Source organism: Candidatus Endolissoclinum faulkneri L2, from assembly GCF_000319385.1.
In the GTDB taxonomy this organism is placed as follows: domain Bacteria; phylum Pseudomonadota; class Alphaproteobacteria; order Thalassobaculales; family Thalassobaculaceae; genus Thalassobaculum; species Thalassobaculum faulkneri.
Genome location: NC_019566.1, coordinates 998,842 through 1,017,602 on the forward strand (window position 1 = coordinate 998,842; position 18,761 = coordinate 1,017,602).

Sequence of the window (18,761 nt, forward strand, 5' to 3'; positions counted from 1 at the left end):
ATGAAAAGTTATATATACTAATGATAAATATCTTTTAGTACTATCCCTACAGCTATAAACATTATAACATAGCAATGTTCTGTGCTTCTTTCTCCTATTAATTAATAGATCTAATAAACAAAAAGTTAATCTAGCAATTAAGAAAATTGGTTTACTATAGTATAAGTAAAAGTTTAGCATAAGAAAATAATCATTTCATAGAAAAATCATCTTAAAATAAGATACTTAGCTAATAGAATTATTAAAATATTTTTTTGCTTATTACAAATATAATAAAGTAAAAATAACTAGAAATTCAAAATAATTAATTATTGGAAATTATAATAAATTTTATAAAAATAAAAAAAAGCACTGGACAATAATTCTTATTTATTAATAAATCTAAAAAATTAGATAAGCTAAAATAGCTTTTTTAGTTTACTACCTAAATCAACCTCTAAAAATTCTACAATTTATATTATAGAATAATAGGCTAAGATATTTTTAATTATTCTAAAGTATTTCTACTTAACATTACTAATAGTAACAAAAAAATATGACTACTACTAGCCTGCCCATTAATTTATCCATTCTTTAAATACTTTACTTTTACCAAGTAAAGTATTTAAAGAATAATTTATCGTATTTAGGTAAGCATTGTACTATAACAGACTTAATAATCTGTCTTAAAAGGTTTTAAATAAAAAATATTGCTATAAAAATTATATTTTTAAACTTCCTGATTAAAACATTAATCTAAATATATTTTATAGCAGGTACATTAATAAACTTATCTAACTTTCATTACTAATGTAACATAATTAACTTTGTCTATTGAATCAATATAAATAAAATAATTTGATCGGAACAAGGGACAATATAAGTAATCAACAATAAAGGCTCTAATAAGTCAAAACACTACTTCATTAGCTAATTGTAAATTACATTGCTAAAAATAATAAATAAAGTACAATAAACCACCTCCTAACAGGAAAATTTGCTCTTTTAGATAAATACTTCTTAACTATCCAAAAAGAAACCTTTTCATTTACTCTCCAGAATTAAAAACTACACTACATCCTTTTACTCTAACGGCACTACAATTCTATTAAACAACATTAATCATAGCAATCCAATTAAAAAAGTAAAAAACACACGTACCATTATCATACCATATCTGTATCCAACGATAAAGATCATGAAGACTTATTACGTTCCTGATCATTAACTTCTTCAAAGTCTGCGTCGACAACATTATTGCTGGCTTCAGAAGAGGATTTAGAATGAGCGCCAGAACCATCTGCATTAGCAGCACCGTCAGCATTATTTATGCTATCCGCCTTCGCAGCATCAGATACAGCCTGATTTTGCTGCTGCGCCTTGTACATAGCTTCACCTAACTTCATGGAAGACTGCTGTAAGGCTAGCTTCTTGGAATTAATATGATCAATATCATCTCCTTCCACCGCAGTCTTCAGTGCAGCTATATCAGATTCAACAGATGTTTTATCCGAAGCATCAAACTTGTCGCCAAAATCAGCTATAGTCTTTTCCGTAGAGCTAATAATATTATCAGCTTGATTTTTTGCATCGATTAATTCACGGCGCTTTTTGTCTTTTGTAGCATTTGCCTCTGCATCCTTAATCATATGATCAATATCAGTATCGGATAGACCACCAGAAGCCTGAATACGAATTTGTTGCTCTTTACCAGTAGCATTATCCTTTGCAGACACGTTAACAATGCCATTAGCATCTATATCAAAAGTTACTTCGATTTGCGGTACTCCACGCGGGGCCGAAGGTATACCAAGCAAGTCAAATTGACCAAGCATCTTATTATCAGATGCCATCTCACGTTCGCCCTGAAAAACTCTGATAGTTACTGCAGTTTGATTGTCCTCAGCAGTTGAAAACGTTTGACTTTTTTTGGTTGGAATTGTTGTATTGCGATCGATTAATCTAGTAAAAACTCCACCTAAAGTTTCAATTCCCAACGAAAGTGGAGTCACATCAAGCAACAATACGTCTTTTACTTCACCTTTTAGGACACCTGCTTGTATCGCAGCACCTGATGCAACCACTTCATCAGGATTTACACCACGGTTTGGATCTTTCTCAAAGAAGTTTTTTACCATATCAATAATTTTTGGCATACGAGTCATGCCACCAACCATGATCACTTCGTCTACATCACGAGCCGATAAGCTCGCATCCTTTAGAGCAGATTCACATGGTGAAATTGTGCGCTGAACCAAGTCCTCCACCACTGCTTCTAGCTTAGCACGGGTAATTTTGATATTAAGGTGCTTTGGACCTGATTGATCAGCAGTAATAAATGGTAGGTTAACTTCAGTTTGTTGCGAAGAGGATAGCTCAATCTTTGCTTTCTCAGCAGATTCCTTCAGACGTTGAAGTGCTAGACGATCGTTACGTAAATCTATGCCGTTAACTTTATTAAATTCATCAGCTAAATAGTCAATTAAGCGCTGATCAAAATCCTCACCACCTAAAAAAGTATCGCCATTAGTTGACTTAACCTCAAAAACTCCGTCTCCGATTTCTAGCACAGAGACATCAAAAGTACCACCTCCTAAGTCATAAACAACTATAGTGCCGGATGCTTTTTTATCTAAACCGTACGCAAGAGATGCGGCAGTTGGTTCATTAATAATCCGCAAGACTTCAAGACCAGCAATCTTACCTGCATCTTTAGTTGCCTGGCGTTGAGCATCACTAAAGTAAGCTGGTACAGTAATAACAGCTTGATTAACACTCTCACCTAAATAAGCCTCAGAATCATCCTTCATTTTACCAAGAATCATCGCAGAAATCTGCGCTGGACTATATTTACTGCCAGAGATCTCGACCCAAGCATCACCGTTATCACCCACAACAACATTATAGGGAACAAGTTCATTAAATTTTTTGGACGCGACATCATCAGCGCGACGACCGAGTAAACGCTTAATCGCGAATAGCGTTTTTTCTGGATTAGTGACTGCTTGGCGCTTGGCCGCTTGGCCAATAAGCCGTTCACCATTTTCAGCAAAAGCTACCATAGAAGGTGTAGTGCGAGCACCCTCCGCATTTTCAATAACCTTAGCATTTGCTCCATCCATGACAGCTACGCACGAGTTTGTCGTGCCTAAATCTATACCAATAACCTTGCTCATACCTTCCTCTTTTGGCAAGCGGCAGGTGCCATTAACATCTAAAGCACCCCTAGCTCCCCCATCAGGGTTAATTTTTTATATTAATGAACGTTACATTCACAACTGAACATATTATAGTTTTTAGCATTCACTGATACAATAGTTGCCTAACAGTCATTAGCGATCTTGGTTGGTGTTTTTCATTCATCCTGTGCTTTAAAACAGCTATGATCGATGCCATAACTAACCATGATTATTATTTTGGTTATACAGTTTGTATAATACTAGCGTAGATGAATAGTCAATTTTCCCTATAGCACACAAACATTATCCACTTTCTCCAATCCAATTTTCATTGCCCACTAATAGCGAAGTGAATGTAAATAATTACACACGCCAGCGATTAAAAATTTAAATATGGACTAGTATCAAATACTGATCTAATCGCTTAGATAATTGTTCCACCTATCTTAGTAATCAAAACAATGAAACTTTACGCTTGCAAATCAATTAGCTATAAATCTAGTGTAAAAAATTATATTTCAATTGCAGTAATTTCAAGCAAACACTCTTACCTGTTAGCCAAATTAACTCGGATGCAAAAGGTAGGTAAAATAATTTTATAATTTACTCGGCAAAAATTTTGTAAAAATTTTCCCGCGACCTTATTAAGACTTCGCGCTATTTAATCAACAGCAAAGGTTAATTTTTATGCTAACTTTATTTAGGTTAATAACTAAATTAGTTATATTTGCATTATAAACTATACTTAAATAAGGTAAGTGATTTATATTTTAAAAAAATTTGTCTCAACTAATAATTATTTAACTCATTTACTAATTTCTCACGCAAGATTTCAAGAAAAAGCACTTTTACTTATAAAGACCCACTAAATCAATAATTGTGAACATATTAGGTATTTTTCTGTTAAAAATCAACAATGATACTAAACAAACTTCTTTCCAAAAACAAAGGTCATTCTGTTATTAACACTGAATTGTCTTCTATACTACTAAAACTTAACCAGTCTTCAGCCGACAGCAAAATACAATTAGCAACTAACATTTATCAATAAATAGTTTAATAAAAAAATACGCGGTCAATTTACAAATGGCCACTTAATTATTTGGCTTACTGTTCCAATACTTAGAATTTTGTCAAATTTTCAAAGGAAGATAAGGTACTATAATCTTCTAAAGTGTATAGGTGGTATTTAAGCAAAAAAAATTTAAACTGGTATATTATTAAGATAGAACATCAAATAAAATATTTATGCTACCTATATGCACACAATAGATAAAATAAACATAAATATAACTTTTGCGGTGTAATATTTGTTTATAGTTAAACGTAGATTACTGAATAATAATAAAATTGTTAACTAGTTATCTATAATTCTGCTTGTATTATAGATAAGGGAATGACTATATTTTTATCCTGACACAGAATCGAAATAATTAAATGCGAAAGATTAGTTTATTTTATAAACTAATCTTTCGCAAACTATAGCGAGCAGCATTTATCTTAGAGATCCTAGCCTACCCATATCACTATAAACCAGCATTAATTACGAGCCTTAGCAATTTCTGCAAAGGCAAGCGAAATATCAAAGCATGCTATTAATGTGATGGTTATAACTATCTTGATTACGATCCTTGTTAAGCTAACAAAGATCCCAAAAAATAACTATATTTTAGCTATGGACTAGAGGTTGTATAAAACAAGCAAAAATCATTACTTATTTTTTTATTTACGGCAATATCTCAATAAAATATTTCAATACTTTATTTTGTTATTGACTTTGAACTTTGATAACTCGTTTTATAAAAGTCTTTTGCATACAAAATAATAAATAATTTGTCTGAGCTCCTGACAAAAATTACGCTAGGAACCAATATCGAGTAAATTGCTTGAAAAAAAAACAAATCTGCCATACAATCCAATAGGGTGATTGAGATACTCAACGACTTAGTCAGTAAATTAATAAAATCAGAATATTACTTATCAATGATTACAAATTTTTCTTGATAGATTCCAGATAAAGCGGATGAAGTTGGCTTAGTAAGAGCATCAAGTTAACTACTCACTCTCCGGCTAGCATCTATAAATTAATATCAAATCACTCAATTTAACATTATATTTAGTGCTAGAAGTGATAAAGTGTGATTAATTTCGCTAATACGAAATAAGAATTACTCGCAAATTTTATTGGGTTCGTTATCCTATCCGGGGATAGGCGATTTAACTAAAAAAAATAATTTCTTCAGAATCTATTAGATTGCCGTAACCCAAAACTTAATAGCTCCGAAACTAACCCATTAAAAGTATGATCTACGGGAGAAATGACACTTAGACTATCGAGATATTCTCTGGACTAGAATATGAGCTAATTCAAGTCTCGTCAAATTAGAGTATCAATCTTTTATCTTACCATAAAGACCAAGGATCTAAGGCTTGCCTTATCCTTAATTATATAATGATAGCTGCTTCTGCTAATTTTCAGAACGGGAAAAATCGCGAAAGCGTGCGATATACTTAAAATATACAAACTCTCCGAAACAACTTCGTCCATTATCATTATCAGGGTTAAATCTTAACTAATCGATATCTGTTGACGAAAAGGATAGCTATATTACGCATATCCGCCAGACAATTCTCGAAGAAGGGATTAGCATACATTTTTTAAAAAGAATTAATTAGGATGGATAATCCGTATTAAAATTTGCTTTTATCTCACATAAATCAAAAGGTTGATTGTGAAAAATCAGTAAAAATATCAAATCATGCAATATACAAAATATATTGCCTTTTAGCAAAGTAGTCAAGTAATTAAATTGACACGTCTCGAATACGATATTCTTCGTCAAATGTGTCTATTGTTATGTAAAAGTAATATCCAATCGACAGTCGGCAGAGCTCGCTTTCTCAAAGAAGACTTAATAAAATCCACCTATGTGATAAAAAAGCAAACATTTAGATAGACTCGCTTAAATCTAAATGAGGTTTAACGCTCTCAGCATGGCTGGAAATTTTAATTTAAAATTCTCCATTATCACAGAAGAAAACTTAACAAATAGCAGCTGATGGTCAAGGTTGGATAACTTCAAAAAATCGGACATAATAAATTTATATATTTGAACAATATAAAGCGTTACGTATAAGATTTAACCTTTTTTTATTGCAATCTTATAACGTACTTAAAAAAAATAATAATAATAAACTAAGTTTTTTTTTGTCTAAATCTTTATCATGGGATAACTAAGCTAATCATATAGATTACAAAAAATTATTTAGCAAGAATTTTAAAATAACTTACGGGCATTAATGGATAAAAAATTTTACAGCTCAATTGTTAAAGTTGACCAATTAGATTATAATCTTAAGCAGAATTCAATATTCCTAATTTAAAGATAACCTAGAAATATCTTGTGATAGATTTTTTTAGATTACAGTAGCGCAATTTTTATTTTAGTACATATGATTTTTCTTTATTTTTACCTAAAAAAACAAACATGGCACGCTATATATATTTTGTAATCACTAGCTTTTAGCTTTAGGCAACAGTGAAATTTCATATTATAGACGGATTAAATAGCAAATGTTTTCATGCGCCTATAAGGCTTTTGCGTTAAAGCCTAAAAACTAGCTTAATGTATAAATTATTTGGTAAAATTAACTAGTGCACAGTTAATTGAGATTAATTCCTCGCATATAAAAACTTTTTCATTACTATTATTGATATATTGTAGTAACTGTTTTTTTAGTGTAATTTTCCAATTACCGATCAATCCTATTTGAGTATTTATTAGTAAAAATTAAGTAAGGATGTAAAAGACATTTTGCAAAAAATATAACTAATTAAGAATATATGAAACTTAAACTAAGCTACTGTAATTTGGCTATCAAATCATGCAATGTATAGTTTTTTAATAGCCAATCTAAATATTTCCTGATCTTACAGGTGCTTTTAGTGCATAAAGTGCTGTGTTCAAAATTGATTCTGCATCCAATCCAGCATCTTTGTATTGAGCAATCTGGCTGTCATGATCAATGGTCCGATCAGGTAGCACCATCAAGCGTATCACTAATCCGATATCTAATAGCCTAGCTTGAGCCAAATGATGCAGCACTTGAGTAGCAAATCCACCGATGGCATTCTCTTCCACAGTGATAAGTACTGCATGTTCTTTAGCTAGACGACTAACAAGTTCACCATCAATTGGCTTAGCGAATCTTGCATCGGCCACTGTAGTGGATATTCCGCGTGCTTGCAAAGCATCGGCTGCAGATACAACTTCTTGTAGTCTAGTACCAAGAGATAATATCGCGACAGTTGTCCCTTCACGTATAATTCTACCCTTACCAATCTGCAGTACAGATCCAATCTCCGGTAACTCTACTCCAACACTTTCTCCGCGAGGATAGCGTACAGCTGAAGGACCATCATCAATTGCAACAGCAGTAGTAATCATGTGCTTCAATTCTGCCTCGTCAGATGGTGCCATAATAATAAAATTTGGTAAACAACCAAGATAAGTTAAGTCAAAGGCCCCAGCATGAGGAGGGCCATCTGCACCAACTAATCCAGCACGATCGATAGCAAAGCGTACTGGTAAATCATGCAACATCACATCATGAACCACCTGATCGTAACCACGTTGCAAAAAGGTTGAATAAATTGCTGCGAATGGCTTCATTCCCTCACATGCCATGCCAGCAGCGAATGTGACTGCGTGCTGTTCAGCGATACCAACATCAAAACTACGTTTTGGAAAACGTTCAGCAAATTTGTTAAGTCCTGTACCAGATGGCATAGCGGCAGTAATTGCGACAATACGGTCATCTACTTCAGCTGCTTGAATTAAACTCTCAGCAAAAACGTTAGTATAACTCGGAGCATTCAATTTTGGCTTAACCTGTTTGCCAGTAATCGGATTAAATTTAGCAACTGCATGATATTTTTCAGCATTGTTCTTAGCAAACGGATGTCCTCGGCCTTTTTCAGTAACTATGTGTAAGAGCACAGGTCCATGCTTGCTACCCTTTAGTTTTTTTAAAATTAGAACAAGATGGTCGATATTATGCCCATCAACCGGGCCAATATAGAAAAAACCCATTTTCTCAAAAAGAGTGTTCCCCCTAAGTATATCCCGGGCAAATTTTTTCGCTTGCCGAGTAACTAAGTCCAGAGATCTCGGAAAGTGTTGAGTAAGTTGTTTTTTGAGTTCATGTAAAGAAGAGAAAGAACGCGAAGATACTATCCGAGATAAATAAGCACTCATTGCACCAACAGGCTGGGAAATCGACATTTTATTGTCGTTCAAAATTACTAAAATGCTACTGGCAGATGCCCCAGCATTATTTATAGCCTCATAAGCCATACCAGCACTCATTGCGCCATCACCAATCACCGAAACCACATCAAAATCCTTGCCCAATAGATCACGCGCCGCAATCATACCAAGGCCGGAGGAAATAGAAGTTGAACTATGCCCAGCACCAAAAGAGTCATATTTGCTCTCGGAGCGCTTGGTAAAGCCTGACAGCCCCCCTCCTTGACGCAGTGTACGGATGCGGTCGCGCCGACCAGTTAATATTTTATGCGGATAAGCTTGATGCCCAACATCCAAAATCACTTTGTCGTACGGTGTATCAAACACATGATGCAAAGCTACTGTTAACTCAACTATACCAAGACTGGCACCTAAATGCCCGCCAGTAATTGATACCGCTGAAATTGTCTCAGCACGCAGCTCATCGGCCACTTGACGTAATTGGCTAACGCTCAACTCCTTCAAATCATCAGGAGTAGAGATTACATCCAGGAGCGGAGTATCTGGCCGATAGCTCATAATTTATTAACCATACCAAGTCCGTCAGTTAATGCTATTTGTAAAATAGTGAGCGGCCTCACGTAGCGGATCAGCTACTTCATCGAATACTTCGAGCTGAGTGATAGCATTATCAACTAACAAACTAACATGAGCTCGCGTCCTCTCCACTCCTAAAACTGAAACGAAAGTTGCCTTGCCGTCTACAACATTTTGTCCAACTGAATTACAAAGTTTTTTCCGATCGCCTTCCACGTCCAGTAAATCATCAGCAATCTGAAAAGCTAAACCAAAGTCCTGCGCAAAATTATGTAATGCCATATAAGATCTATGAGAACCTTTACCCAAAATAGATCCAGCAACTGAAGAAAATGCAAACATTTTACTAGTTTTTAAGTGCTGTAAGCGAGTAATTTTGCTAATGTTTAACTCACCCGTACGCTCAGCAAGCAAGTCAATCATTTGACCACCGCACATACCATTTACACCAGCTGCTTGAGACAATCCTCGCACCAGTTCTACTCGTACAGCAGGATCAACATGAGTCTCCGGTGCGGTAAGAACCTCAAAAGCTAGAGCCTGAAGCGCATCACCAGCCAGAATGGCCGTTGCTTCATCGAATTGCCTGTGGCAACTTGGCTTGCCTCGTCGAATATCAGCATTATCCATCGCTGGTAAATCATCATGAATTAAAGAATAGGTGTGCATAAATTCTACAGCAGCTGCAACTCGAGCTGCACAACGCTGATCAACACTAAATAGTGCTGAAGAATGAGTTACAAGAAACGGTCGCAGCCTTTTGCCCCCTGTCGTATAGGAGTAACGCATTGCTTCAAAAAGCCGCATCTCAGTATCTTTGGTTTGCGATAGCAGTATTACATCCATAATTTCATCAACGACGGTAGTACACTCCGCTAGCAACGTTGGCAGATCAGACATTCAGTTTCTCCTAATGACATTTTTAATCTTTATTACCAGAATGCTGAATGCTTTCATTAAGACTAACATGCTTAGCCTGAAACAAGGCCTTCTTTAATTCATTTTGGCAATATTTTTTTAAAGCAATGCCACGATCGTAAGCGGCAATAGTATCATGCAACGAAGACTCACCTTGCTGCAAATTATCAACGATTACTTCAAGCTCGCACAAAGCCTTTTCGAAGGTTATAGTATCAATAGGTTCCGCTGGATGGGGTAAATTGTACATGATTCATACCTGTCCTCTGGAAAATGCAAGAAAATTTATGTACTCTAATTTACCAATTTATAAAATTTGTTTTTTCTCTTTAATCATGAAGAGACAAATCTTATGAAAAACAAGACAATCAAGCAAATATCTTGCCTTTTTCTATAAATAAACATAAAAATAAACCAACGATTATCTGGAGTTAATAAATAAATTGTTTAGAATGGTTTATAGTGTTAGTATCAAACATCGCTAAATAATGAGATTTTTACTGTTTGGCGTAAGTTTAATACCATTTTTTGAGGTAATCTATGGATGGAATTTTCCAGGATTACCCATTAGCAAAATCTGATCTCCAACAAATATCATTAACATTCTCATAAAACCTCATAGTTTAATTTATACGACTTTAACTTAGCTTCAAGCTTACTATACAGACCATATAATACTGACTAAAAACTTGAATATTAAACTTATATAATTGCATGTATTGCACTACTAGAATTACTAAAGAAAATCATTATCTAAGCGAAATTAAATGACTTGGCGGCCACATAACTTTTTTTGACATTTACGACACGCTAAGTACGTAAATGTAAACAGACTCGGATTAGCTATAGGGATGCGGTATTAAAATATGCTAATACAACTACCTTAAAACTAAATTACAACTTAATACACCAGCTTAAACAAGTAAATTTTGCGTTGTAGTCTTTAGTAAATGAATATTAAAAAACTACTAGTTCAATAAAAATAGAAAATAATATCACTTTTTAAGTTTGATCTAGATTAACAAGGATTATTTGTTAAAATAAACATGCTAAGGTCATTACTATGAATATTATACTAAAAACGGGCTATAAAATTAAGTTACAAATGTAATTATTTACTTAATTTTATAGCGCCAAAACCCGCTTGCATCTAAGTTTCGTTCTATTTTTCCAATCCCCATCAAATAATTTAGATGTGCGAGAGATTCGCCAATAGCAAAGCTAAGTTGATTGGGATCAAACTGACGTTTAAACATCTTATAAGTAACATCTAGGACGGTCGAAGGCAAGGAACAAGCCTCTAGTACTAATTGAAGTTGCTCCTTGTGATGAGCAAGCAGAGCAGAACAGCGTTTCTGCAAACCACGGTAGGGTAGTTCATGTGCCGGTAAAACCAGAATGCTTGATTGCATGTAGTTTAAGTTTTCCAGAAATTGAATGTAGTCCGCTAGTGGGTTAACTTCCGGTTCATTCCACCAAACAGATACGTTTGGTGAGATCTGCGGTAGTAAAAAATCACCGCCAATTAAAATATTACCTTCACTACAATATAGGCAAATGTGTTCAGGCGAATGCCCTTCGGAGAGGATAGGGGTCCAAGTCTTACCGCTAATTACCAAGGAAGTTTTTTCTCTTATCCGTCTATAGAGCGGTGGTACTGGCGAAACGATTCGATGAAATTGAGCAGCGAAATCATTCACTTCAAAACTAGATAAGTCAGATATCCCAGTTAAACTATAAAAATTTTGAATATCTTCTTGAAAATCTTCTTGCCGCTCTGCCAAAGTAATTCTGGCTGACAGCCACTCAGTGCGGCTCATGTATAACTGCGCACCAGTACGTTTACACAACCAGCCAGCATTGCCAATATGATCTGGATGAAAATGAGTAATCAAAATACGTGATATATGCTTATCACATAATTCGTTAGCTAAAATCAACTCCCATAGATCTTGAGTCGTCTTCGATGCAAGACCAGTATCTACTAGAACCCAACCTTCTATACCGTCATCTAGCAAAAATAAGTTAACATGGTCTAGAGCAAACGGAAGCGGCATTCTGATCCAACGAATTCCAGGAGAGACTTCCATGGCTGTACCTGGATTAGGGAGGGTATTACCGTAGATGTAATCAATGTCAGTTTTCATTAGATAAAACAGTAAAAACTTTCTAAGTACACTATATTTGGGTTAATCAAAAGTAAAAACTATTTATTTAGACTATTTTAAATCAATCCTTTCTAAGGAGAAAGAATATAAACAGTGACCTACCAAAATTATTACTCTTTATTAACTAATACACCTTCATGCATAAAATAAAGTGTTGAGAAATGCAACTATTAAAAATATTCCTCGATACATTGAAGATAGCATGTATTGATATTGGTTGCCATCATAGACAAAACGCTCAAAGCATTAAAAACAACTGTATGCTCGTTTAATAGCAAACTATTTGACAATAGTATACAAAAAAAACAAATTAGATTTATAACAATACTATATTATTTATACTTCATAACAAATCTTGCTTAAGATACATTAAATATTATTTTAACTTATGAATCTAAATCATAACAAACAGCATACAACCTAATAACCGTCTATCTTTATTAATTAAATTATCCTTCGCTGAAAAACTGTCATTATGTGTTTCTTGCGATAAAATTAAAAACAACTGTGCAGCGTAAATTTTGCAAAAAAAATTAACTTATGATATAATAATCTGTTTTAAGGTAAAATACTTCGCTTAAGCAAATGTAACATAGTGCGTATGTACCATAAATTATGACTCTTTTTAAAGGCTTGATAGCGAGCTCAAATCATCAATAGGTTGTGCTTAATTGATGATTTGCTAATCATAATAATACTTACTTCAGAAAGTAATTATTATGTCAAAAAAAATCTAATTACTATCCGGCTGGAGAATAAACAACGCATTAAAATCTAAACAGCTTTTGTCAAGCTTTATAGTTAAGTATACAAAGCAATAATTACGCTACAAAAATACATAAACTAATTATAAATTAACAAAAATTTGTAGTATACAATGTCGGTAAAGATTCTTATGCTTCAAGAAGATGTATTAATTAGCATAGCTATAATACAGAAACATGAACAAATACAATTTTCGACTATATTTTAATATACAACTATATACATACCTGATAAATATCCAAATTGTCAAATCATTCATAAAAATTACTCAAATTTCCCAAGCAACCTTAATGCTATCTTTTTTACAATGTAAATTTGTCCTTTTTCTTTCAAAGAAAGAAGAACGGGAATTTAAGTAATTCAATATTATACTGAACTACTTTTAGCAAAAAACATTCCTTAACAGGACATCGATCAAGTATATAAAATAACAGTTATTTCATTATAAAATAACAGTTATTTCATTTGTCGATAGATAGTAAATTAATTAAGCAAAAACCGAAAATCATCAACAACAAATAAGGTAGAAATCGTTATATAGTTTATACTGAAGAAAACTAGGATAAAATAATTACGCTTTATGGCATAATACTGACTTGTTGAGCTTTTACGATATAAAAAAATCTATTAATGTAAAAGCGACCATATCAGTTTAATCGTATTTTTTTAAATACGGCATATTATTTTACCCAATGCCCAATTATCTTGGACATAATCTGTGCTAATTGCTGATATAATCTCATGCACAAGTAAAGCTTGAGAGTAAATTTAACGTATTCCAAAAATTTGATTGACGCATATTCACAACTACAATTAGCACAAAGCATCAAAAAATAGACACAGCATTGATTAAACTCGGTAATAAATTCAGCAGAAAATACTACATTAATGCAAGCTTACAACAATATACTTAAATAGACTTCACCAATAGCCTTGCTTACATTATGTTACAATCATTAATTAGCTTTAATTATATCCTATTGTATACTAGTTTGAAAGAACATAGTTATAATTCTGAATCACTGAAAAAGTCAATGATCAAGCTTAATACATGCAGTTTCGTAAAAAATTAGCTAAATAATCATGTCTAGATGATGAATTAGATAGTTTATATAGTAATTTTTACTGAAAAATCCCTTTCATCGTGCAATCATTATTAGATCCATAAATAATAACAGTACACAAAAATGCCAATATAACAAATCTCCTTAGTAATTTCGCATAAATATTATGTTAATTAAAAATTTGCTCAAATAAATTACTCATTTTTCTCGTGCCAACTGCCCACAAATCTAAAATTTTTTAGATAATTTTGGTATTTTACGACAAAACTTTTGCCAAATATGTCTTAAAAGGTTAAATTATAGATATTACAAAATTAGATCAATTAGCGTTGGATCCAGCAAGTATCAATAATCCAATAAAAGTAATTCAAAACGCATAATAGTATGCAGCAGTAAATTATTCAAAATATACCGTTTGATCAAATCAAACTCTTGTTGTCGGCAGCGAAAATAAAAGGATTATCTATTAATATAATGCGTACGATTAATAATCCTCATCAGAGTTTTATTAATTGTTAGAATAAAATTGATAATAATATGCTAAATAATTTTTTTGCTAAATATCTTGAAGTATTCAAATTATTCGAGTATAATTAATAAATAGAATGAATGTTCTTTTTACAATCAGTTTGATTAGATGGCTAATAATAAAAGTCAAACTGTAAATCAGTTATTAAATTATCTATAGAAATATTATCTTCTCTTTGTTAATTAGCGATTTTTGTGCATAAAATAATCTTGAATAATATGATCCAAGGGAATAATAATTCGAAAGAAGAACTTGCTTTGGCTCGTTTTTTATTCGCCCATAACTGCAGCTTTGTCGCCTCATCAGCGACAAGTTTGCAATTGCCAATGGAAAAGCTACCAGAAGTTGCCTTCATGGGACGCTCTAATGTAGGCAAATCAAGTTTAGTTAATGCGCTTACAGGACGTAAAACTATGGCAAGACAATCAAATACTCCTGGGCGTACTCAAGAAATCATTTTCTTTAACTTAAGCGAGAAAATAATCCTGGTAGACTTACCAGGATATGGCTATGCAAAAGCCTCGAAGGTGAAGCAAGCCATTTGGATAAAAAATATATTCAACTATCTACGTTATAGGACAACATTACGTAGAGTTAGTCTACTGATCGACAGCCGACGTGGGTTAAAAGATATAGATGATGTAATCATGAACATTTTAGATAAAATCGCTATTTCTTATCAAGTAGTATTAACTAAGGTAGACAAAGTTAAGCAAATTGAACTTGCCATAATGATTGAAAAAATTATCACCAAGATATTGTATCGGCCAGCAGCATATCCTATAGTAGGAGCAACTAGCGTTGTTAGTGGCATTGGTATTCTAGAATTACAAGTAGAATTAACTCGCTTTGCTAACATTAAATTAAGTGACTTAAAAAAGATTTAACTTCTAAGTTAGATGAATTTATTGCTATTAGGTATTTAATAGTAAAAACTATAAGTTTTTATTTGACTTATGGATGTTTTCGACAGTAAAATAATGAGAAACGATTTTTCATTTTTTTTCAAGAAAAAACGCCAACCTTTCGCCCAATACATGATTAAACGCTGTGAATTATTATGTTTTTTTAACGCAAAAAATATCCTTGTCAGATGAATTAATGCGAAGAAACCAACTTATAATTTTAAACCAGTCTGGTAAACGGTTAGCAAAAATTTTTCATCCCTGTTTTAACTTATATTATGTCATGATCGATGTAAATTACTTTGATTTTTTAGATATCATAAAAATACTAATACAGTAAAGAGATAATATTTAAAGACAATAAATAAGGAAATAAAACTAAAATATATTTAAAGCATGTTTTAATTACGAGCAGTAATTTTAATTATTGGTGTTTTTAATTTGTAAAAACATTGCTGCATATCTTTTTTTCTAAAATCAAGTTTGATTGAAAAAATTTGAATTAGAAGTTATTGTACGTAAATTTCATATTACGTTGTTTTTGAAAACACATCGGTAAATTACCACTTTCCGCTGCCGTTCTATTGATTGTTAATTTGATGTCACGAATTGTTACTATCGCTGCTACTCAAATGTCCTGTGGTGATAATTGTGCTGATAATCTTGACCACGCTGAAGAAATGGTGCGCCACGCGGTAAAAGATGGAGCGCAAATCGTCTTGCTGCAGGAGTTGTTTGAGACGCAATATTTTTGCAAAGATCAGGATGCATCTTATTTTCAGTTAGCACGACCATTGAAGGGTAATCCGATCATTGCTCGTTTCTCGAGCATCGCTCGAGAATTATCTGTCGTGTTACCGTTTAGTTTTTTTGAAGAGACTTATAATACGCATTTCAATAGCCTGGTAATGATAGACGCTGATGGATCTGTTCTCGATCTGTACCGTAAGTCGCATATCCCCGATGGACCAGGATATCAAGAGAAATTCTACTTTACTCCTGGCAATACTGGCTTTCGAGTTTGGGATACCGCTTATGGCTGTATTGGATGCGCGATTTGTTGGGATCAATGGTTTCCTGAAGCTGCTCGCGCTATGGCTTTACAGGGTGCGGAGCTTTTGCTGTATCCAAGCGCTATAGGCAACGAACCGTTGGCGAATTCGCAAGTTGATAGCTCTGCTCATTGGCGTAGAGTTATGCAGGGACATGCAGGCGCTAACTTAATTCCTGTTATTGTCAGTAATCGTACAGGTATAGAGATTGGTCATACATTGGATGTTACTTTCTACGGTTCTTCTTTTATCACCGACGCAACTGGAGCAGTGATAGCTGATGCCAAGCAAAAAAAAGAAGCGGTAATTCTTGGAACTTTTGATTTAGACGAGTTGCGAGCTGAAAGAATCAAATGGGGTGTATTTCGTGACCGTCGACCACAATTATATAATATTATTACGGCCTAAGTGGTTTAAGTGATAAAAAACTACTGTAATTGTTTATAATCTACAAATAGTTAGTTTTCTAAGTAATTTATTTAATTAGCTTAATTTAATTAAGCTTGCATTACTAAGCTGATTTGTTCTTATGTTAAAACTCATAGGGTAAATAATATTTTACTAATATTTATATCTACTGTACAGATCTTATTAGAAGCAATCATTTTTAATGAAAGTACTGCTTACTAAATAATAAAATTGTATAGTACACCAATGATATGATAACTTATCAATAGAATATTGATAGACAATCAATGATAATTGACAATAAAAAATGCTAATTTGTTGATGTAAGTATGTAGTTATAGTAACTAAGAAAAATTCTTGTCGGCAAATAAATAGCCAAATTTGTTAATGATTAACTTAAACTAGCAAGCTTTTATTATAACATTGGAATTAATTGCATACTTTAATTAAAATTATTTGCTTGCTTAATAGAATGCTGTTGGCGGTTAATTAGATTTTTTGGTAAATTTTGTTATAGCAATTTGTGTAAAATACTTTTTTAAATTAATAAACAAGCATATTATCAAGTATATTTTAATAATTGAATTACCTAATCATATTAAATTAATGTAATTTACTATATTTTGAATGATTCTTATGTTTTTTTCTCCATTAATGAGGGAAATAGATAATTGTTAATGGATAAATCTATTTTAGACTATTTAACTTAAAATAAGATTACCACTTTTACTAAAGTGACTAGAATGTAAATTCTTGCTATCACTTTTGCTTTATTCGGCGGTATTTTTATACTGAATAATGCGATTAAATAGATTAAACATAATACCAAAGAAAGCCAAAGTATTTAATATATAGCAAATTTAATAAATGTTTAACTGTTAACAAATAAAAATTTTTACTTGTAGGTACATAAATTAAGTCATTGTTAATAATGATATAACTGATATTCACTCTTAGATTGATTGAGCAGCTAAGCATTTTTACTTTAAACTCAAATGCGTTCATTGCTTAAATCCTAATTCGCATTATAATCTCAACGAATTTTTGTTAAAGCTAATGACTAGGTTAAAGGCAAAAATCTCCTTAAGAAAAAACAGTTAGATGTACTAACCATCATAACTTTTATTTTTAGCTATCTTTTACAATAATGTTAGATGATCTATGAGAATATTTGCTCTCTATTCTACATTAAAGTTATTAACTTTATCATAAAAATAATTTTCTTTAAAAGAAAGATAACTCCGTCGTCTTAGACAGAGAGCATATCATAAAGCATTATTTTATTCTAGTAATTGAAGGCATTACTTTATGGAATATAAACTTTTTACTATCGCAAACAAAACTACCAACTTAGCTCACTTAGTTTATTTTAGTAGTTTGAATGTTTCGCATAATCATACTTATATGCAAGTTGACGAGTTAAAAAAAATAATAACTAACTAGACAAATCTTCGCAATGTCGAACTGCCTTCAGTTTTGCTGCGTTAAGCAAAATAATACTACCAAGCTTAAATTGAGTACATTTAACTTGCATACTAGAACTAATAAATTACATCGTCATTTTTGTTTAAAAATAATTAAATATCGATCTTAGGATATTGCATTAAAAAATAGTGCAAGCGTAACCTATTTACGCTTAGGTTGTTAATTTAATTAACGAGAATACAAAAATTTTTTTTAAACAGTTCACAGTTAATCATTTAACATAGGTAATAAAGTTTTTTTTGAAAAGTTAATAATATTAATAAAATAATTATAGAAATTTAATACAAGTGATTAATAAATATAAAATGTCTTTAAGCATTATTGATACATCCTTGCTATCTAAATAATATACTTAGATTTCTATCTAGATCAATAAATTGCTTGTGTAGTAATGTCTATTTAAAAAAATAGAGCAAATAATTTTCTTATAGAAAGATTTGGATCTAAACAAAGCAAATTGTGC

7 protein-coding genes are annotated in these 18,761 nt (G+C 32.4%); 2 read left to right on the forward strand and 5 right to left on the reverse strand.

From position 1 onward, the window contains the following. Positions 1-1,175 precede the first annotated feature (1,175 nt). The 5 genes from dnaK to A1OE_RS03035 form a co-directional block, all read right to left on the reverse strand. Positions 1,176-3,155 carry a molecular chaperone DnaK gene (gene dnaK / locus A1OE_RS03015; RefSeq protein ID WP_015088765.1) on the reverse strand — a complete coding sequence of 660 codons (1,980 nt, stop codon included), beginning with the start codon at positions 3,153-3,155 and terminating at the stop codon, positions 1,176-1,178. Between the two features lie 3,917 nt (positions 3,156-7,072). Then, positions 7,073-8,986 carry a 1-deoxy-D-xylulose-5-phosphate synthase gene (dxs, locus tag A1OE_RS03020; protein WP_015088773.1) on the reverse strand — a complete coding sequence of 638 codons (1,914 nt, stop codon included), beginning with the start codon at positions 8,984-8,986 and terminating at the stop codon, positions 7,073-7,075. Between the two features lie 24 nt (positions 8,987-9,010). Next, entirely contained in the window at positions 9,011-9,904 is an 894-nt protein-coding gene (locus A1OE_RS03025) for a polyprenyl synthetase family protein (protein ID WP_015088774.1), read from the reverse strand. 22 nt (positions 9,905-9,926) lie between these two features. Further along, entirely contained in the window at positions 9,927-10,172 is a 246-nt protein-coding gene (gene xseB / locus A1OE_RS03030; RefSeq protein WP_044283275.1) for an exodeoxyribonuclease VII small subunit, read from the reverse strand. 865 nt (positions 10,173-11,037) lie between these two features. Next, positions 11,038-12,069 carry an MBL fold metallo-hydrolase gene (locus A1OE_RS03035; RefSeq protein ID WP_015088777.1) on the reverse strand — a complete coding sequence of 344 codons (1,032 nt, stop codon included), beginning with the start codon at positions 12,067-12,069 and terminating at the stop codon, positions 11,038-11,040. A 2,597-nt stretch (positions 12,070-14,666) separates the two neighbouring features. Between A1OE_RS03035 and yihA the strand changes: the two genes are divergently transcribed. Both yihA and aguB read left to right on the forward strand, forming a co-directional pair. After that, on the forward strand, positions 14,667-15,335 hold the full coding sequence (gene yihA / locus A1OE_RS03040; RefSeq protein WP_015088782.1) for a ribosome biogenesis GTP-binding protein YihA/YsxC: 669 nt from the start codon (positions 14,667-14,669) through the stop codon (positions 15,333-15,335). 617 nt (positions 15,336-15,952) lie between these two features. Continuing rightward, on the forward strand, positions 15,953-16,813 hold the full coding sequence (aguB, locus tag A1OE_RS03045; protein ID WP_015088784.1) for an N-carbamoylputrescine amidase: 861 nt from the start codon (positions 15,953-15,955) through the stop codon (positions 16,811-16,813). The last annotated feature ends 1,948 nt before the right edge of the window (positions 16,814-18,761 follow it).